Raw genomic sequence first — 17,669 nt, 5'->3', positions numbered from 1 at the left:
GCTATACCTTTCGCTTTGTCCACCGACCTTCGGAGCTAGCGCATGCCTCACGTTTTCCTGGAATACACCTCGAACCTGACCGATTTCGAGCTCGACAACGCCTTGTTGCGGATCAACCGTGTGTTGGTGGCGTCCGGTCAGTTCGCGGCGGAGTCCACCATCAAGAGCCGGGCGACCCGGGTGGAGAGCTTTCGCGTGGGCACCGGCCTGAATGTGCGTGGTTTCGTGCATGTGAAACTGGCCCTGCTGAGTGGGCGCTCTGCGCAAGTCAAGGCGCAACTTTCCGAGAGCCTGCTGGCCGGCTTGAAAGAACTCGGCAATTGGCCGGCATCGGTCGAAGTGCAACTGTCGGTGGAGGTGGTGGATCTGGATCGTGAGTCCTACGGAGAAATCACGCTCTGACCTGGCAATGTTTAGTCGCTGGGCAACCGAGCATCATGAAAACTGTATTGAATGGCTGATTCTGGCATGTGAGTCTGCAACTCCTCTGTTTACGGCGGCATGCCCATGCACGTGAGTCTGGCCGACAGGGAAGGGAACAACCTGTTCGCCAGCGATGCGGCCGAGGGCACGCCGCTGCTCAGGCAGGCGGTGGGCGGTCAGCTCGCGATCCTGCTCGATTCGTTGCTGCTGTTCTGTCCCAATGCCAATTCCTACCGGCGCTTCCAGAGCAACAGCTACGCGCCGCTGGCGGCGACCTGGGGGATCGACAACCGCACCGTGAGCCTGCGGGTGCCGGGCGGGCCGGCGGCATCGCGGCATATCGAACACCGGATCTGCGGCGCCGATGCCAATCCCTGCCTGGCGGCGGCGATCCTGGCGGGTATCCACTGCGGGATCACGGCGCGACTGGATCCCGGCGCGCCGATCGAAGGCAATGGTTATGCCCAGGCCGGCGAGCGCCTGCCCACCGACTGGTTGACCAGCCTGCGGGCGCTGGAGGGTTCCCGCTGGGCTCGCGAGACATTCGGCGGCGAGTTCCTTGGCGTTTATCTGGCGGTCAAGCGTGCCGAGTATCGGCAGTTCATGGGCGAGGTCGGCGAGCAGGACTGGCGCTGGTACCTGCACCAGGCCTGAAAGTCTCGGATTGATGCAGTGGCGGCGTATTTTTCACGAAATGTTGATGCCTGCCTGACTAAGGTTCGAGAGCTGTCGGGAGAGGGCTCCAGGCTTGCGACAGCGCTCCCGATCGTCGGTCAATGCAACAGAGTCCGTCATAAATGTCAGTGCCATCGCCTTCACTCGTCGAGCTCGAGTTCGTCCGCCAGCATGCGCGCGAGCATGCACGGGTGTGTCGCAATGCTCACCCCCAGGGCGTATTGGCGCGCATTGGGCATTGGCGCGAGGAGTGCCTGGTGCGCCAGGCGCTGAAGCTGGCTGGCGAACCGGGTCTGCTGCTGGACTTGCCCTGCGGTGCCGGGCGCTTCTGGCCGGTACTGGCACAACGTGGCAATCGGGTGGTCCTGGCAGCGGATTCGTCGCGGGAAATGCTCGAACACTGCGCGGAGCATCATTCGCCCGAACTGCTCAGGCGGATCAGGACCTTCCACGGCTCGGCGTTCGCCATCGGCCTGCCGGAGAATGCGGTGGACTGCATTTTCTGCGTGCCGTTATTCGCCCACGTCGTCGAGCGGGAACACCGCCTGGCAATCCTGGGCGAGTTCCACCGGGTCAGTCGCGATACGGTGATTCTCTCCGTGTGCCTGGGCGGCAATCTCATGGCCTGGCGGCGTCGCCACGCAACCGTTCGTCCGGATCTGCAAAGCTGGCCGGTCCTGCTGGGCAAGACGCAGATCGAAGCCGAGTTCCGTGCGGCCGGTTTCGAGATCGTCGGCCATCGCGATTTCCTGCCGGGATGTGCCATGCGTCGGGTCTATGTGCTGCGCAAGGACAACTGACACCTTGCGGCGTCTGCGAACCTGGTGAGTAAGACTATTCTTTCAGCCCAGCGAGGCATTCGCTCACGCACTTGCAGCGCGGATGCTCGGAAATCGCCTGTGGCGATATATACTGCGCGCCATTCTTCAAGGGAGAGCCGTGTGGCCATCGATATTCACTGGATTCGCGACAACGATAGCCTCGGTCGGCATTGCACTGAATGGCAGCAACTACCTTTCGTTGCCCTCGATACCGAATTCATGCGGGTCGACACCTTTTATCCCATCGCCGGGCTGATCCAGATCGGTGATGGCGCGCGCGCTTACCTGATCGACCCGTTGACCATCGACGACTGGCAACCCCTGGCCGCGCTGCTGGACAACCCGGCGGTGGTCAAGGTCGTGCACGCCTGCAGTGAAGACCTCGAAGTGCTGTTGCGCCTGACCGGCAGCCTGCCGACGCCGTTGTTCGACACCCAGCTGGCTGCGGGCTACCTCAACCTGGGCTTTTCCATGGGCTATTCGCGGTTGGTCCAGGAGGTGCTCGGTATCGAGCTGCCCAAGGGAGAAACCCGCTCCGACTGGCTGCAGCGCCCGTTGTCGGAGACCCAGGTCAGCTACGCCGCCGAGGACGCGCTGCACCTGGCCGAGGTTTTCAGCCGCCTGCGCCCGCAACTGTCCGACGACAAGTACGCCTGGGTACTGGAGGATGGCGCCGAACTGGTCGCCAACCTGCGCCGGGAAGTCGACCCCAATGAGATCTATCGCGATGCCAAGCTGGCCTGGAAACTGTCTCGCGCGCAACTGGCGGTACTGCGCGAACTCTGCGCCTGGCGCGAGCGCGAGGCCCGTGCCCGCGACCTGCCGCGTAACCGGATCCTCCGCGAGCATTCATTGTGGCCGTTGGCCAAGAGCCAGCCGGACAACCTGGTGACCCTGGCCCGCATCGAGGACATGCACCCGCGCACCGTGCGCCAGGACGGCGAGTTCCTGCTCGAACTGATCAAGCGCGCGGCCAGCCTGCCGATGGACCAATGGCCGCCGGCGGTGCCCGAGCCCTTGCCGATCGAGGCCGGAGCGCTGGTCAAGCGCCTGCGCGCCGTAGGCCAGGCCGCTGCCGAGCGGATGAGCATCGTGCCGGAACTGATGCTGCGCAAGAAAACCCTGGAAGCGCTGATCAAGAGCGGCTTCCCTGACGGACCCTATCAATTGCCCGATTCGCTGCGTGGCTGGCGCCGCGAATTGCTGGGCCAGGCTCTGCTCGACAGCCTGGCGACTGCCGGAGAACAGCCTTGAAACACATCTGCTCGATCTATCGCAGCCCCCGCAAGAACGAAATGTACCTCTACGTGCTCAAGAGCGAAGCCCTGGAGCGCGTGCCGGAAACCCTCCTGCAGGCGTTCGGCAAGCCGCAGCATGCCTTCGACCTGGTGCTGACCCCCGAGCGCAAGCTGGCGCGCGAAGATATCCACAAGGTCCTGGAAAACCTCGACAAGCAGGGTTATCACCTGCAGATGCCACCGGCCGAGGACGAGTACATCGAGCACCTGCCCGAAGAGTTGTTGCGGCGCAATGACCCGGTCTGAGCCACACCCTTGAGCGCCCCGGCCTGTTCGGGTTGATTCGAATCAGCCGCACAGGCCACCTGGGCGCTCCATTTCAATGGAATGCATTTCCGGCGGTCGCCGAGCACGATGGAGAGCGCTTCACGGCGACCGTCTGTACCGTTTTTGAAAGGTTTGAACCATGCGCGTTCTGATTGCCGAACACGACCACGCTGTGTATGCCCGCCTGCTGCGCCAGGCGCAGCCCGAACTTGAAGTCATGACCAGCGGCGATTCGGCGGTACTGTCGGCAATGGCAGCCGATTGCCCGGTCTGGCTCGGCCAGCCGGACCTGATGGCCAGCCTGTTGCGCCAGGGGCACCGGCCGCAGTGGCTGCAGTCGACCTGGGCGGGGATCACGCCGCTGCTGGCCGAAGGCCTGCCGCGTCACTACCGGCTGACCCGGGCGGTGGGCATCTTTGGCCAACTGATGGCCGAGTACGTCCTGACCTACATGCTCGGGCATGAGCGTGAGGTGCTGGCGCGGCTGGTCAGCCAGGTCGAGCGCAAGTGGGATAACCGCACCGGGCTGGGGCTGGCGGGGCGCAAGGTGTTGATCGTCGGCGCGGGTGATATCGGCCAGAGCGTGGCGCAATTCCTGCAGCCATTCGGCGTCGAGTTGTACGGGATCGCCAGCGAGCCCCGCGAGCAGGCGCCGTTCATCCGGGTCGATGGCCTGGAGGCGTTGGGCGAGCGGGTAGGCGAGGTGGACTACGTGGTCAATCTGCTGCCCAACACGCCGGCGACCCATGACCTGTACGACGCGGCGATGTTCAAGCGTTTCAAGCCGACCGGCCTGTTCATCAATGCCGGGCGCGGCGTGTCGGTGGTCGATGCGGACCTGGTGGAAGCGTTGAAGGAAGGCCATCTGGCCGGTGCGGTGATCGATGTCTGTCGCCAGGAGCCGTTGCCGCAGCGCCACCCGTTCTGGACGGCCTGGGGACTGCTGTTGACCGGCCACAGCTCGGCGCCGACGTCTGCGCCGATGATGGTGCAGTTGTTCGTCGAGAACCTGCGGGCGTACCAGTCGGACGAGTCGCTGCGCGGCGAAGTGCGGTTCGAGCGCGGTTACTAGGCCTGCGATTGCCGTCTCCCACATTTCGATCGTTCCCACGCTCTGCGTGGGAACGATCGAAATGTGGCGAGCGGGCTTGCCCGCGTTGGGCCGCATGGCGGCCCCAAAATCAGAGAACGCGGTGCATCTGACTGAGCGAGGTGCCTGGCTTCAGGGCTGCTACGCAGCCCAGCGCGGGCAAGCCCGCTCGCCACGGTCTGCTTGTCGCAGGCAGATGCCTACAGGCTGAAATCACCTTCGGCTGCCAGCGCGCTCACCGGCTCGCGTGGGCTCGGTACTTCCCGTGCCTGCAGGTATTCGGCGAGGCTGGACTTGTCGCCCAGTTTGCCGACGGCCACGGCCGCGTGCAGCGCGTAACCTTCCGGAATCTTCAGTTCCTTGCGGGTCAGTTCCTGGTCGAAGCCGGCCATGCCATGGGTGTGCCAGCCGCTCTTGCTGGCTTGCAGGGCCAGGTAGCCCCAGGCCGAGCCGGTGTCGAAGGTGTGCCACAGGGCCGGGGTTTCCTCGGCCGCGCCGGGCACCTTGAAAGTGGTTTTCGAGATCACGATCACCAGCGCCGACGCATGTTGCGCCCAGTTGCGGTTGAACTCGTTGAGCAGGCCGAGGAAACGCTCCCAGTTCGGCGTGTCGCGACGCGCGTAGAGAAAGCGCCACGGCTGCGAGTTGTAGGCCGATGGCGCCCAGCGTGCGGCTTCGAAGAAGCTCAGCAGGGTTTCCTCCGGGATGGCTTCGCCGGTGAAGGCGCGTGGCGACCAGCGTTGGGTGAACTGGGCATCGATGGGATAATCGGCGACACGTGGGTTGGCGCTCATGGGAAATTCCTGCTGGAGTCCGAGTTGAAGGGGTGGGGTCGACCCTGGCCGCTGGAGCGGTGACCGGTCGTGATAGCGGGCCCGTCTACAGTCTGCTTCGTGCGGCGCGGTGGAGCGCTAATGGCAGTTGGCTAGCGGGTTGCAAGGCCAACAAAGCTACTGCGCGCGGGCGCGCCTGACAAGCCTTCACCAACCGGCAGTCGCCAATGCTTGGCCCTTTGCGGCGCGGGCACTAGACTGGCGACCTTTCACTACCCGATGCAGATGTCTGAACCATGGCCGCAAGAGTCGAACCCTTCTGGATACGCAAGACCCTCGATCAACTCGATCAGGAGGAATGGGAGTCGCTGTGCGACGGCTGTGGCCTGTGCTGTCTGCAAAAGCTCGAGGATGAAGAGGACAACAGCGTCTACTACACCCGTATCGCCTGCAAGCTGCTGGACCTCAAGACCTGCCAGTGCACCGATTACAGTAACCGTCGCGCTTCGGTCCCCGACTGCATCCAGCTCACCCCGGGCAGGGCCGACGAGTTCAAGTGGCTGCCGCCGACCTGCGGTTACCGGCTGGTCAGCGAGGGCAAGGATCTGCCGCTCTGGCACCACCTGGTCTGCGGCGACCGCGACGCGGTGCACCACGAGCGTATTTCCCAGTCCGGGCGGATGCTGGCCGAGGGCAGCGTGCCCGAGGACGACTGGGAAGACCACCTGATTTTCCGCGCTGGCTGATCGGCGGGTCCGAGGGTATGTTTATGCCGGTGCGTTGCCGACTGTTGGCAGGGTCGCTATTGTTGATGCTGGCCGGCTGCGCCTGGGCCGGGAAGAAGATCGATCTGGATTATCACCTGCGCCTGTTGCCGCAGAGCGACCAGGTCGAGGTGCGCCTGACCCTGGCCCAGGGTTCGGCGGTGCGCAGTCTGGATTTCGACCTGGGTGCCCAGGGCTACTACACCGACTTCAAGGCCGACGGCCAGTGGCTGACCCGACCGGACCAGGCTGGCACCAGCAGCCGCGGGGTCTGGCGTCCGGCCTCCGGCAAGGCGAGCCTGAGCTATCGGGTAAGCATCAGCCATCCGCGTCGCAATGGCACCTTCGATACCCGCATGACCAGTCACTGGGCCCTGCTGCGGGGCGAGGAACTGGTGCCGCCGGCGCACCTGGACCAGCAGGATGGTACCGAGCTGGTGTCGCGCCTGGAGGTGGAACTGCCCAACGGCTGGAAAAGCGTCGAGACGGCCTGGCCGCGGATCGGCAGGAACCGCTTTCGCGTCGACAACGTCTCTCGTCTGTTCGACCGCCCGACCGGCTGGCTGCTGGCCGGCGATCTCGGCAGCCGACGCACGCGTCTGGGCGAAACCGAGGTGACGATCGCCGCGCCGAAGGGCGAGGGCATGCGGCGGATGGACGTGCTGACGTTGCTGACGTTCGTCTGGCCGAAGTTGCAGGAGGTGTTCCCGCGCACACCGCCGAAGCTGCTGGTGGTGGGGGCCGGGGAGTCGATGATGCGTGGCGCCCGGGCGGGCCATGACTCGATCTACCTGCACAGTACCGGGCCGCTGATCGGCGAGTCGGGGGCCAGCCCGCTGGTGCGTGAGCTGGTGCACGTGTTCGGTCGCATCAACGACAGCCATCACAGCGACTGGATCGGCGAAGGCCTGGCGGAGTACTACGCCATCGAGTTGGTGCGACGTGCCGGGGGCATGAGCGAGGAGCGTTACCAGGCGGTGCAGGCCAGGCTGGCGCGGCTCGGGCACAAGGTGGTGAGCCTGCGTGGTGATCAGGTCGGCGGCGCAACGGTGGCCCGGGCGGTGTTGCTGCTGCAGGAACTGGACCGGGAGATCCGCCAGCAGACCGGCAACCGGCATTCGCTGGATGACGTGAGCCGGGCGGCGATGCGCCTGGACACGGTGACCACCGAGGAGTTCGTCCAGTTGAGCGAAAGCGTGCTGGGTGGTCCGTCGAAGGTGTTGGCGACGGATCTGCTGAAGTAGCTGGCGCGCTACCGATCTTTGATCGTTCCCACGCTCTGCGTGGGAACGCAGCACGTGAGGCTCTGCGTCACCAGAGCGGGCGCTGAGCGCCCAGAGAGGCATTCCCACGCGCAGCGTGGGAACGATCAGTATGGGTTGCCCGCGAAGGCGTGCTCAAGGGCGCTATCAGGCCTTCGGCGTTTCCAGCGAGTCGTTCCCCGTCACCGTCGCGGTACGGGTTGCCATCTCGGCATTGGCCTTCATCTGCCGCAGTTCATCCGCCGCACGCTCGACCTTGCTGCGCACGCTGTGCAGGTCCTGGCGCCCCTTTTCCAGCAAGCTCTTGGCCGAGCTGTGGCCGGTGATGCCTCGGGCCAGCGCCACACCACCAATGGCGACCTGGATCAGGCCGAACACGCCACCCCGGCGCAGGCCCTTGCCGACCATCATCACGCCGCCGGCGAGGGAGCCGATCCGTTCCCAGCCCTGGACGTTCTGCTGCGCCGCCGGGGACTGGAAGGGGGTGGAATCGATGCGCTGCACGATTTTGCTGTCGCTCATGATCTGTCTCCAAAGTGGCTGGTGGATAGACTGCAGACTGCCAGGCAGTCCGGCTTGTTCCGCCCAATACTCAGAATTTGGGCCCCGAACGGGTGTTGTTGCCCTTGGCCAGACGGTCATAGAGCACCACGTTGACGGTGGCGGCCAGGTTCATGCAGCCGGTGGTGGGGATGTACACCACGTCCTCGCACCAGTCGCGGATGTCCTTGTCCAGCGAGCCGTCTTCCGGGCCGAAGATGTACAGCGCGCGATCGGGGTGGGTGTATTCCGGCAGCGGGCGGGCGCCTTCCACCAGCTCGACGGCGACCGGGATGCAGCCCAGGGGCAGAATCTTCTTCAGGTCGTCGATGCCGATCAGCGGGATGTCCTGGTGAACCTTCTTGGTGTCGGTGACGAAGTCCCGGGCCCGCTCGTAGCGCTTGCCGGTATAGAACACCGAGGCCACACCGTAGCAGCCAGCCGCACGCATCACCGAACCGACGTTCTCCGGTGACTTGGGGTTATACAAACCGATGCAGCTATACCTTTTGTTTGCCACGAGCCGGGTGCCTTCCAGGAAAAAGACGCGAGTATACCGGCAACTCTGCCGGGCGTGATGCCTGTCGCGATCGGGGCTGGAGGGCTGCCGGCGACGGGGCGGGCAGCGGGGCAGGTGGCTACTCGTCTTTCTTCAGCATCCCGGCCAGGGCGGCGAACGGGTTGTGGGTGGCCTTGGCGATCTTCGGGCTGCTCAGCGAGCTGTCGCCGAAATACTGCTGGTCGGTGTAGCGCGAGTGCTCGTTGTCGTGACAGAACAGGCAGAGCAGTTCCCAGTTGGAGCCGTCCTGCGGGTTGTTGTCGTGGTTGTGGTCGCGATGGTGCACGGTCAGTTCGCTCAGGCGCTTGCCGGAGAATTCACGGGCGCAGCGGCCGCAGACGTGCGGGTACATCTTCAGCGCCTTGTCACGATAGCCCATCTCCTTGTCGCGTTTGGCATCGGCGAGGATGCGATCCAGCTTGGCGGTAGGGGAGGGTGGGTTGGCCGAACTCATGGGTTCACCTTGTCGAATGGGTTGATGACGGTCATGCCGTCAAGTCTAGCGCAGTTCCCCTGCTTTTCGGTGAATGGCGCCGTCGAGGTGAGGGTGGGGCTCAGCGGGATGTCATTGAGCGAGGCAAAATGTTCGCGTTGCGAGTAGCCTGTAGCAGACAGATTGCTGGAGCTATCGATGAAAGGCATTACCCTGGCGGCCGTTGTGTGGGCCGCGCTGACGATGACGACGGCATGGGCCGAGGACATGGCACCGGCTCCTGTGACGCCGGCCCCAGGCTCCCCGGGTACCGCCACCCCGACGCCGTATCCCCAGGTCACTCCGCGCACGCCACCCAAGCCGGGCGAAGCCCTGCCGAGCATCGAACTGCCGTCACCGCCCAAGGATCAGACGCTGCCGGGCCTGGAGCAGAACGACAGGGCCGACAAGGCCAAGCCGGGTTCGAGTTAAACCTGCTGCGAGAGCAACTGTCCGTCGACCATGCGCAGGCGCCTGGACATCGCGATGGCGATGGCGCGGATGATCTTGGCGGCGATTTTCGGCGCGTCGTTGAGCATCTTTTCCAGCGAGTCCTTGCCCAGGTTCAACAACTGGCAGTGGCTGGCCGCGACGCAACTGGCCGAACGTCGCTCGCCGTCGAGTACCGCCATCTCGCCGAAGGCCCGGCCGGCGCGCAGGGTGGCGATCACCACCGGCTGGCCGGCCTCGTTGAGCTTCTGCACGTTGACGCTGCCGTGATGGATGATGCACATGAAGGTGCCGGCATCGCCTTCGTGGAAGATTTCCTCGCCCTTGTCCACGCTGCTGATGCTGAAGTAGCCGGCGGCCGCCTGGCAGTCGGCGGGCAGCAACTGGCTGAACAGACCGCAGTCCATCAGCATGTCGCGAATTTCGTTATTCAGTGAAGTCGGTTCTGACATGTTTCACGATCTATCGTTGTTGTTCGTTCCCGGCCCGGCGGCCCAGCGTCATGCTCTATGACCATGGCGCCGGGCAGAGTTCCTCAGGCGATGCCCAGAACCTTGAACACGAAGCCATATTCGAGTGCTACGTCACGCAATCCCTGGTAGCGTCCGCTCATGCCGCCATGGCCGGCACCCAGTTCGGTCTTGAGCAAGAGTAGATGCTCGTCGGTACGGGTCGCGCGCAATTTCGCCACCCACTTGGCGGCTTCCCAGTACTGCACGCGGCTGTCGTTGTAGCCGGCGATCACCAGCATCGCCGGGTAGTCCTGGGCGCGGACGTTCTCGTAGGGCGCGTAGGCCTTGAGCCGGGCGTGCACCCCTGGCTCCTGCGGGTTGCCCCACTCGTCATACTCGGTGACGGTCAGCGGCAGGTCGGGGTCGAGCATGGTGTTCAGCACATCGACGAATGGCACCTCGGCGATCGCCGCCTGGAACAGCTCCGGGCGCTGGTTGAGCACGGCACCGATCAGCAGGCCGCCGGCACTGCCGCCGCTGATCACCAGTTGCCCGGAGGTGGTCAGGCCCTCGGCGATCAGGTGTTCGGCGCAGGCGATGAAGTCGTCGAAGGTGTTCTGCTTGTGCTCCTGCTTGCCGGCGCGATACCAGGCCTCCCCCAACTCGCCACCACCGCGCACGTGGGCGATGGCGAAGGCCACGCCGCGTTCGAGCAGGCTCAGGCGGGCATGGGAGAACCAGGGGTCGAGGCTTTCGCCATAGGCACCATAGCCGTAGAGGTAGAGCGGGGTGGCCTGGCCGAGCAGATCGCGCTTGACCACCAGGCTGATCGGTACCCGGGTGCCGTCCGGTGCGCTGGCCCACAGCCGCTGGCTGACGTAGGCGTCGGCATTGAACGGGCCGAGTACCGGCGTCTGCTTGAGCACGCTCTGTTCGCCAGTGGCCAGGGTCAGTTGGCGCACCTGGGCCGGGCGGTTGAGGGCTTCGTAGCGCAAACGGATACAGTCGCTGGTGAACTCCAGGCTGTCCTGCACGTAGAGGCTGTAGGCCGCATCCGGCAACTGCACGCGGTAGGCCGGCAGGCCCTCGGGACGTACCTCGATGATCGGCAGGCCGCCTTCGCGCAGGCTCAGGCACAGGGCCTGGGCGTTGAGGGTGACGCCTTCGAGCATTACCTGCTCGTCATGGGGCACCAGTCGCTGCCAGTCTTCTCGACGGGGAATGCCAGTGTCGGCGGCATGGAACAGGGCGAAGTTGATGCCGTCCTGGTTACTGCGGATGAACCACTGCCACTGGCCCTGGTAGCGGCCGTGATCGACGGAGTATTCGTGGCCTTCGACCCGCGTCGCCAGGCAGGTGAAGGGCTGTTGCGGCGTGTCGGCATCGAGCACCCAGGCCTCGCTGGTGGTCTTGCTGCCCAGCAGCGCCACCAGTTGCCGTTCGGAGCTGCTGCGGTAGCAGTGCAGGAAGAAACGCCCGTCCGGCTCATGCAACACTTCTTCGGCGCCGTCCCGGCCCAGCACATGGCGATACAGCTTGTGCGGGCGGTGGGTGTCGTCCAGTTCGCCGAAGAACAGCGTACGGCTGTCGTTGGCCCAGGTCATGCTGCCGTCGCAGTCGTCGAAGGGCAGCTCGCTGACGCTGCCGCTGGCGAGTTCCTTGACGTACAGGCGGTAGATCTCGTCGCCGCTGGTGTCCAGGCTGTAGGCCAGGCGCTGGTGGTCCGGGCTGACGCTGAAGCTGCCGAGGGACAGGAAGCCGCCAGCGGCCAGCACATTGGGGTCGAGCAGCAGTTGTTCGGCACCTTCATCCACCGTCAGGCTGCCATCGGCGGGGCGTGGGCAGCGGTAATGGCGGGCGTACTCGTCGCCGGCGCTGGTGCGGGTGTAGTACAGGAACGGTCCCCAGGGTGAGGGCAGGGACAGGTCGGTCTCCAGGATCCGCCCCTTGATCTCCTCGAACAGCGTTTCGCGCAGCTCGGCCTGGTCGGCCAGTTGTGCCTGCTGGTAGCTGTTTTCGGCCTTGAGGTAGTCGAGTACCGCTTCGCTGTCGCGCTCCTGCAACCAGGCGTAGGGATCGGGGCCGGGGCCTTTGTGGGCAATCGGGGCGCTGCTGAAGGCGGCTTGGCGGGGCATGGGCAACTCTCTGTCTTGAGGATCGCTGACGGCGGTGCAGCCGGGCCGGCGAAAAGCCGTTATCATAAGCCTCTCTTTGCCAGCCTTGCCATGGACACCATGACCGAGAACGACTATCTGATCGCCTGGGGTTGCTACGCCTTTGCGGCCTTGGGCTGCCTGTTGGTGTGGTTTCGCCTGACCCGCTGGACCTGGCGCTGGCTGCGCGAGCCGTTGCGCCTGCTGATGGCGGTGCTGCTGTTCAGCCCGACCATTCTCGACCCGGTGAAGGAGCGTTTCGCCCCGGCGGTCGCCATCACCGCCCTGGACCTGCTGTTCAAGGTCGGCAACAACGCCTGGCGCGCAGTCTCCGACCTGTTCATGTACCTGGTCATCGCCGCCGGCGTTTACCTGGTTTTCGTGCTGATCCGCTGGCCGCTCGAACGATCGAGCAAGGCTCGCAAGTTGCAGGCCGAAGCCGCCGCCGCCGCGGCCCGCGCCGAAATCGAGGCCGACGACCAGCCGTTCGCCGCCGAGCGTCAGGAGCGTCCACGGCGTCCGCCACCGGCCAGCGGTGCCGGCCGCCAGCGGGTCGAGCCGCGTCTGTAAGCGTGCAGCCTTGAAGCGAGAGTCCGAGCATGTGTGAATTGTTGGGCATGAGCGCCAATGTGCCGACCGATATCGTTTTCAGCTTTACCGGGTTGATGCAGCGCGGTGGGCGCACCGGCCCGCACCGCGACGGCTGGGGCATCGGCTTCTACGAGGGGCGTGGGCTGCGGGTGTTCCAGGACCCTGCCGCGAGCTGCGATTCGGAAGTCGCGCAACTGGTGCAGCGTTATCCGATCAAGAGCGAAGTGGTGATCGGGCATATCCGTCAGGCCAATGTCGGCAAGGTCTGCCTGTCCAATACCCATCCGTTCGTCCGTGAGCTGTGGGGGCGCAACTGGTGTTTCGCCCATAACGGCCAACTGGCCGATTTCAAGCCCGGGCACAGCTTCTACCGTCCGGTCGGCGATACCGACAGCGAGGCGGCCTTCTGCGACCTGCTCAACCGTGTCCGCGAAGCCTTTCCCGAGCCCGTGGAAGTGGAGCAACTGTTGCCGTCGCTGGTGGCCGCCTGCGCCGAGTACCGTGGCAAGGGCGTGTTCAACTGTCTGCTCAGCGACGGTGACTGGCTGTTCTGCTACTGCTCGACCAAGTTGGCGCAGATCACCCGTCGTGCGCCGTTCGGCCCGGCGCGGCTGAAGGATGTCGACGTGATCGTCGACTTCCAGGCCGAAACCACGCCCAACGACGTGGTCACGGTGATCGCCACCGAACCCCTGACCGAAAACGAGACCTGGACTCGCTACGAGCCCGGTCAATGGAGCCTGTGGCGGCGCGGTGAATGCGTCAGCCAGGGGCGGACTGAATAAGGACACCTGTCATGTGGTTGAGTTACCTGCGCTTGATTCTGTTTACCCTGGGGTTGCTGCTTGGCGTCCAGGTGCCCGGTTTTCTCAGTGACTACACCAAGCGGGTCGAGGCCCACCTGATCGAGGCGCAGACCAGTCTGCAGGGCTTCCAGAAGACTGCCGAGCAGTTCTTCGACGGCGACCTGCAGAAACTGGTGGCGCATTACCGTGCCAGTGACGACCCGGTGTTCCGCAGCGATGCCGACAGCCTCGGCAACCTGCTCAATCGCCAGCGCCTGCTCGACGACCAGTTCCAGGCGATGCAGGGGCCCTGGTACAAGCGCGCCTTGCAGGTGGCCTATGCCGCCGACCCGGCGATCCGCCAGGAAACCCTGCAGGGCTACAGCTACCAGGTGCTGCTGTCGCCCGAGGCGATCGGCTGGGCGATGGGCGGGGCGTTGCTGTTCTCCTTCTTCATCGAAGGCTTCTTCCGCCTGGTGGACTGGGTGGTGCTGGGCGGCAAGCGCCAGCGTGAGCGCCTGGCGCGGCGCGAGCGCGGCTGGTAAAGCCTGTGCCTGTGCGGGGTGAGTCCCCTGTGGGAGCCAACTGTCTTTAGCCTCTCATCAGCAAGGAGCCAAAGACAGTTGGCTCCCACGGTTATGGCGCACACAAGATTTGCGTTCGACACAAACAGGGTGGGAGCCGGCGGTCCGGCGTCCCGGTTTATCCGCGAACAGGCCTTCAAGCCTTGCCGCGTGGCTTCAGACCCTGCTCAACACCACGTGGTGCTCCCCCACCTTGCCGGCATAATCGTGCAGCACCTGTTGGCACAGTGCGACGATCTCCTCCACCAACTCCTCCCCGATTCGCCAGGACACCACCACCTCCAGATTCGGCGGACGCACCGGTAGCGAAAGCAGGGTCAATTCGCCACGGGCCAGTTCCTCGCTGACCAGCGCCAGCGGCAGCGCGCCGATACCGAAACCGTCGCGTAGCAGGCGGGTGATGGCCGACACCGAGTTCACGCAATTGAGCCGTGGTGCGGCGACGCCATGGGCCTGCAGCAGGGCGAGCAGTTCCTGATGCGGCCGGGAATTCCTGGAAAAGGTCACGATCCGTTCCTGCGAAACATCCGCCAGGCTCGCGTACTCACGGTTGTGGATCGAATGGCTCGCCACCACCCAGCCCATCGGGTAGCTGGCCAGTTCCAGGCTGCGGATGGATTCCTGGCGCAGCGGGTCGGTCTGCAGGATCAGGTCGACGAAACCCTTCTGCAACTGCTCGGCGAGGTTCAGCGCGGTATCGGCCACCAGCTCGATTTCCACCAGCGGGAAACGCTCGGTCATTTCCGCCACCAGCGGGCTGAGCCAGGTGTGGATCACCGTGTCCATCACGCCGATACGCAGGCGTCCGACCTTGGTCGAGCCGGGTTCGATCGAATGCTTGAGGGCCTGCAGGGTGTCGAGCATCCGCTCGGCATGGTCGAGCACCTTGAGCCCTTCGGGGGTCAGCTTGACCCCACGTGAATCGCGCAGGAACAGCTTGACCCCGAGTTCTCCCTCGAGCACGGCGATCCGGCTGGAAATCGAGGCCTGGGTGGTGAACAGCTTGTCCGCGGTGAGGCGGAAACTCTTGAGCCGGGCGACCCAGACGAAGGTTTCGAGAAACTTGAGGTTCATGCAATCAACTTTTCTTATGTCTGGGAACGGCTTTTATTAGTTGGACGGGCAGGGTAGGCGCAATCGAGAATGGCCCTCGACCGACGAATCACCATAAGCATTGCCGACCACCAAGGCAATGTCACCTGTTCATGACCGCCCACAGGAGCAGCCAACCGTGAGCCGCCTGCTACTCAACTGCGATATCGGTGAAAGTTACGGCAACTGGACCATGGGTCTGGATGCCCAAGTCATGCCTTTCATCGACTGTGCCAACATCGCCTGCGGCTATCATGCCGGCGACCCGAGCATCATGCGCAAGACTGTCAGCCTTGCGCTGGCCAATGGGGTGAAGATCGGCGCGCATCCGGCCTATCCGGACCTGGTCGGCTTCGGTCGCCGTTCCATGGCCTGCACGCCGCAGGAGATCCAGGACCTGCTGCACTATCAGATCGGTGCGCTGGATGGCATCTGCCGGGCCCAGGGCGCCCGAGTCAGCTACGTCAAGCCCCATGGCGCGTTGTACAACGACATGATGGCCAACCCGCAGCAACTGCGTTCGGTGATCGAGGCGATTGCCGCCTACGACCGTGAGCTGCCACTGATGCTGCTGGCGATGCGCGACAATAGCGCGGCTCAGGCCCTGGCCGACGAGTTCGGCGTGACCCTGTGGTTCGAAGCCTTTGCCGACCGCGCCTACGACCCCGAGGGGCGCCTGGTTTCCCGGCAGTTGCCGGGGGCGGTGCACCATGAACCGGAGCGGATCATCGAGCAGGCCCTGACCATCGCCCGTGGCGACCCACTGACCGCCAGCGACGGCAGCGCCTTGCGCCTGCACGCCCACACCCTGTGCGTGCATGGCGACAACGCCAGCTCGGTCGAGGCTGTGCAGCGCATTCGCGAGGCCCTCGACCGGCAGGCGCAGCCATGAGCCCATCGCCGATGAAACCGCGCATCGAAGTGGTAGCGATCGATTGCCTGATGGTGCGCCTGTTCGAGCTGATCGCCGAAGAAAACATGCCGTGGATGCTCGCCGCCAGCGAACGCCTGCGAGTCGCTTTCGCCGGGTATCTGGTCGACCTGGTGCCGTCCTACACCACCCTGATGGTGCATTACGACCTGGCGCACCTGAGCCCAACCCGGGCCCGGGAACTGATCGCTGAAGCCCTGGCCGATCTGCAGCCCAATGCCACCACCACCGGTCAGTGCCATGTGCTGCCGGTGTGGTACGACCCGAGTGTTGGCCCGGAACTGCGCCTGTTGTCCGAGCGCAGCGGCTGGTCGGTGAGCGAGGTGATCCGCCGCCACAGTGAACGCGAGTACCAGGTGTTCGCCCTCGGCTTCGCGCCGGGTTTCGCCTTCATGGGGCTGGTGGTGGAGCCGCTGGCGGCGCCACGGCTGGACACCCCGCGCAAGAAGGTCGCGGCGGGCAGCGTCGGCATCGCCGAACGCCAGACCGCGGCCTATCCGGTGGTGTCGCCGGGGGGCTGGAACCTGATCGGCCGTACGCCGAGCAGGCTGTTCGACCGCGAGCGGGATGGCTACAGCCTGATGCAGCCGGGCGATACGGTGCGTTTCGCGGCGGTCGAACATGCCGAATTCATCAAGTTGGGTGGCGACGATACGCCTCTGGAGGCCCTGGCATGAGCCATCTGTCGATCGAGGCCAGCACCCGCCTGTGCCTGTTGCAGGACCGTGGGCGGTTCGGCGTGCGTCATCTGGGCGTGACCCAGGGCGGCGCGCTGGACTGGGTGGCGATGTCCTGGGCCAACCGCCTGCTGGGCAATTCGCTGGATGCACCGGTGGTGGAGATCACCCTGGGCGGCTTCGCCGTGGTGGCGCGGGAAACCTGCTGCCTGGCCCTGGCCGGTGCCGATCTCGGCGCCCAGGTGGACGGCCGGGCGTTGGCGCCCTGGCGCAGCTTCATCCTGGAAGCCGGGCAGCGCCTGCAATTCACCCAGCCGCTGCTGGGCGCGCGGGCCTACCTCGCGGCGCCGGGCGGTTTTCTCGCACCGAAGGTTTTGGGCAGCAGTGCCTGCGTGGTCCGCGAGGAACTGGGTGGCCTGGATGGCCTGGGGCAGCCGTTGAGCAAGGGCGATAGCCTGCGCCATGCGGGGGCGGCGGTGACGCCGGCGGTGGTGCCGGCCGCGCAGATTCCCGATCTCCAGGCCGATGCCGCGCTGCAGGTGGTGCTGGGTGCGCAGATCGGCGAGTTCAGTGGGCAGAGCCTGTTCGATGCCTTCAACACAGCCTGGACCCTCGACAGCCGGGGCGACCGCATGGGCATTCGCCTGCTTGGCGCTGAACTGAAGTACCAGGGGCGGCCGATGATTTCCGAGGGGATTCCCTTGGGGGCGATCCAGGTGCCACCGGATGGGCAGCCGATCGTGCTGCTCAATGACCGGCAGACCATTGGCGGTTATCCGCGCCTGGGGGCGTTGACGCCGCTGTCGCTGGCGCGATTGGCGCAGTGCCTGCCGGGCAGTGTGGTGCGATTGGTACCGACGGTGCAGGAGTCGGCGCACCGGCAGCATGTCGAGTACATCAGCCGGTTTGCCTGAGCGTGGCTTTTGTGTGGCGAGCGGGCTTGCCCGCGCTGGGCTGCAAGGCAGCCCCAGAACGGGCAAGCGCATCATACTCGTGCGCAGGTGCCTGAC

22 protein-coding genes and 1 pseudogene are annotated in these 17,669 nt (G+C 65.0%); 15 read left to right on the top strand and 8 right to left on the bottom strand.

Annotation, left to right across the window (positions count from 1 at the left end; genetic code table 11):
* The first annotated feature begins 42 nt into the window (after positions 1–42).
* The 6 genes and pseudogenes from K675_RS0109965 to K675_RS0109940 all read left to right on the top strand — a co-directional run bounded on the left by K675_RS0109965 (position 43) and on the right by K675_RS0109940 (position 4,556).
* Positions 43–402, top strand: a complete 360-nt coding sequence (locus K675_RS0109965; protein WP_017903375.1) for a 5-carboxymethyl-2-hydroxymuconate Delta-isomerase — start codon at positions 43–45, stop codon at positions 400–402.
* Positions 403–498: 96 nt separating this feature from the next.
* Positions 499–1,077 (top strand): annotated as a pseudogene (locus K675_RS30565) (glutamine synthetase family protein); the annotation flags it as partial.
* Between the two features lie 143 nt (positions 1,078–1,220).
* Positions 1,221–1,898 carry a class I SAM-dependent methyltransferase gene (locus K675_RS0109955; protein WP_026145075.1) on the top strand — a complete coding sequence of 226 codons (678 nt, stop codon included), beginning with the start codon at positions 1,221–1,223 and terminating at the stop codon, positions 1,896–1,898.
* Positions 1,899–2,039: 141 nt separating this feature from the next.
* On the top strand, positions 2,040–3,173 hold the full coding sequence (gene rnd / locus K675_RS0109950) for a ribonuclease D (RefSeq protein ID WP_017903371.1): 1,134 nt from the start codon (positions 2,040–2,042) through the stop codon (positions 3,171–3,173).
* A complete protein-coding gene (locus K675_RS0109945; RefSeq protein ID WP_017903370.1) occupies positions 3,170–3,463 on the top strand; it encodes a YcgL domain-containing protein in 294 nt (97 codons plus the stop codon). Before rnd ends, K675_RS0109945 begins: the two co-directional genes overlap by 4 nt.
* 160 nt (positions 3,464–3,623) lie before the next feature.
* Entirely contained in the window at positions 3,624–4,556 is a 933-nt protein-coding gene (locus tag K675_RS0109940) for a D-2-hydroxyacid dehydrogenase (RefSeq protein WP_017903369.1), read from the top strand.
* A 218-nt stretch (positions 4,557–4,774) separates the two neighbouring features.
* Here K675_RS0109940 and K675_RS0109935 read toward each other — a convergent pair whose 3' ends face one another.
* Positions 4,775–5,368 carry a nitroreductase family protein gene (locus K675_RS0109935; protein WP_017903368.1) on the bottom strand — a complete coding sequence of 198 codons (594 nt, stop codon included), beginning with the start codon at positions 5,366–5,368 and terminating at the stop codon, positions 4,775–4,777.
* Positions 5,369–5,643: 275 nt separating this feature from the next.
* Here K675_RS0109935 and K675_RS0109930 point away from each other — a divergent pair, with 275 nt between their 5' ends.
* Entirely contained in the window at positions 5,644–6,093 is a 450-nt protein-coding gene (locus K675_RS0109930) for a YcgN family cysteine cluster protein (protein ID WP_017903367.1), read from the top strand.
* Positions 6,094–6,116: 23 nt separating this feature from the next.
* On the top strand, positions 6,117–7,355 hold the full coding sequence (locus K675_RS0109925) for a hypothetical protein (RefSeq protein WP_026145074.1): 1,239 nt from the start codon (positions 6,117–6,119) through the stop codon (positions 7,353–7,355).
* A gap of 165 nt (positions 7,356–7,520) precedes the next feature.
* On the opposite strand, the gene K675_RS0109920 is transcribed toward K675_RS0109925, so the two are convergent.
* The 4 genes from K675_RS0109920 to K675_RS33330 all read right to left on the bottom strand — a co-directional run bounded on the left by K675_RS0109920 (position 7,521) and on the right by K675_RS33330 (position 9,174).
* Entirely contained in the window at positions 7,521–7,895 is a 375-nt protein-coding gene (locus K675_RS0109920) for a YgaP family membrane protein (RefSeq protein WP_017903365.1), read from the bottom strand.
* A 70-nt stretch (positions 7,896–7,965) separates the two neighbouring features.
* Entirely contained in the window at positions 7,966–8,433 is a 468-nt protein-coding gene (locus K675_RS0109915) for an RNA methyltransferase (RefSeq protein ID WP_010450151.1), read from the bottom strand.
* 118 nt (positions 8,434–8,551) lie between these two features.
* Positions 8,552–8,926, bottom strand: a complete 375-nt coding sequence (locus K675_RS0109910) for a YajD family HNH nuclease (RefSeq protein WP_017903363.1) — start codon at positions 8,924–8,926, stop codon at positions 8,552–8,554.
* Entirely contained in the window at positions 8,923–9,174 is a 252-nt protein-coding gene (locus K675_RS33330; protein WP_017903362.1) for a hypothetical protein, read from the bottom strand. Before K675_RS33330 ends, K675_RS0109910 begins: the two co-directional genes overlap by 4 nt.
* Between K675_RS33330 and K675_RS0109905 the strand changes: the two genes are divergently transcribed.
* Complete coding sequence (locus K675_RS0109905; RefSeq protein ID WP_026145073.1) at positions 9,104–9,376, top strand: hypothetical protein; 273 nt, start codon at positions 9,104–9,106, stop codon at positions 9,374–9,376. The genes K675_RS33330 and K675_RS0109905 overlap by 71 nt on opposite strands.
* Here K675_RS0109905 and K675_RS0109900 read toward each other — a convergent pair.
* Both K675_RS0109900 and K675_RS0109895 read right to left on the bottom strand, forming a co-directional pair.
* Positions 9,373–9,846 carry a cyclic nucleotide-binding domain-containing protein gene (locus K675_RS0109900; RefSeq protein ID WP_026145072.1) on the bottom strand — a complete coding sequence of 158 codons (474 nt, stop codon included), beginning with the start codon at positions 9,844–9,846 and terminating at the stop codon, positions 9,373–9,375. The two genes, K675_RS0109905 and K675_RS0109900, sit on opposite strands and share 4 nt — an antisense overlap.
* A gap of 83 nt (positions 9,847–9,929) precedes the next feature.
* Positions 9,930–11,981, bottom strand: a complete 2,052-nt coding sequence (locus K675_RS0109895; protein ID WP_017903359.1) for a S9 family peptidase — start codon at positions 11,979–11,981, stop codon at positions 9,930–9,932.
* Positions 11,982–12,071: 90 nt separating this feature from the next.
* Here K675_RS0109895 and K675_RS0109890 point away from each other — a divergent pair, with 90 nt between their 5' ends.
* From K675_RS0109890 to K675_RS0109880, 3 genes are read left to right on the top strand one after another with little or no spacing between them, the layout of a single operon-like run.
* Positions 12,072–12,569, top strand: a complete 498-nt coding sequence (locus K675_RS0109890) for a hypothetical protein (RefSeq protein ID WP_017903358.1) — start codon at positions 12,072–12,074, stop codon at positions 12,567–12,569.
* A 29-nt stretch (positions 12,570–12,598) separates the two neighbouring features.
* Entirely contained in the window at positions 12,599–13,375 is a 777-nt protein-coding gene (locus K675_RS0109885) for a class II glutamine amidotransferase (protein ID WP_017903357.1), read from the top strand.
* Positions 13,376–13,386: 11 nt separating this feature from the next.
* Complete coding sequence (locus K675_RS0109880; protein ID WP_017903356.1) at positions 13,387–13,920, top strand: DUF2937 family protein; 534 nt, start codon at positions 13,387–13,389, stop codon at positions 13,918–13,920.
* A 195-nt stretch (positions 13,921–14,115) separates the two neighbouring features.
* On the opposite strand, the gene K675_RS0109875 is transcribed toward K675_RS0109880, so the two are convergent.
* The gene (locus tag K675_RS0109875) at positions 14,116–15,033 is read right to left on the bottom strand and encodes a LysR family transcriptional regulator (protein WP_017903355.1); all 918 of its coding nucleotides are present in this window, start codon (positions 15,031–15,033) and stop codon (positions 14,116–14,118) included.
* A 157-nt stretch (positions 15,034–15,190) separates the two neighbouring features.
* On the opposite strand from K675_RS0109875, the gene K675_RS0109870 reads away from it, so the two are divergent.
* The 3 genes from K675_RS0109870 to K675_RS0109860 are packed head-to-tail and all read left to right on the top strand — an operon-like array spanning position 15,191 to position 17,573.
* Entirely contained in the window at positions 15,191–15,943 is a 753-nt protein-coding gene (locus K675_RS0109870; protein WP_017903354.1) for a 5-oxoprolinase subunit PxpA, read from the top strand.
* A gap of 11 nt (positions 15,944–15,954) precedes the next feature.
* A complete protein-coding gene (locus K675_RS0109865; RefSeq protein ID WP_017903353.1) occupies positions 15,955–16,659 on the top strand; it encodes a 5-oxoprolinase subunit B family protein in 705 nt (234 codons plus the stop codon).
* A complete protein-coding gene (locus tag K675_RS0109860; protein ID WP_017903352.1) occupies positions 16,656–17,573 on the top strand; it encodes a biotin-dependent carboxyltransferase family protein in 918 nt (305 codons plus the stop codon). The genes K675_RS0109865 and K675_RS0109860 overlap by 4 nt, the downstream gene beginning before the upstream one ends.
* Positions 17,574–17,669: the final 96 nt, after the last annotated feature.

The organism is Pseudomonas fuscovaginae SE-1 (assembly GCF_000364705.1).
Taxonomy (GTDB): Bacteria; Pseudomonadota; Gammaproteobacteria; order Pseudomonadales; family Pseudomonadaceae; genus Aquipseudomonas; species Aquipseudomonas fuscovaginae_A.
Note: the sequence above shows the minus strand (reverse complement) of the source record. Positions and strands in the feature narration are given on the sequence as shown.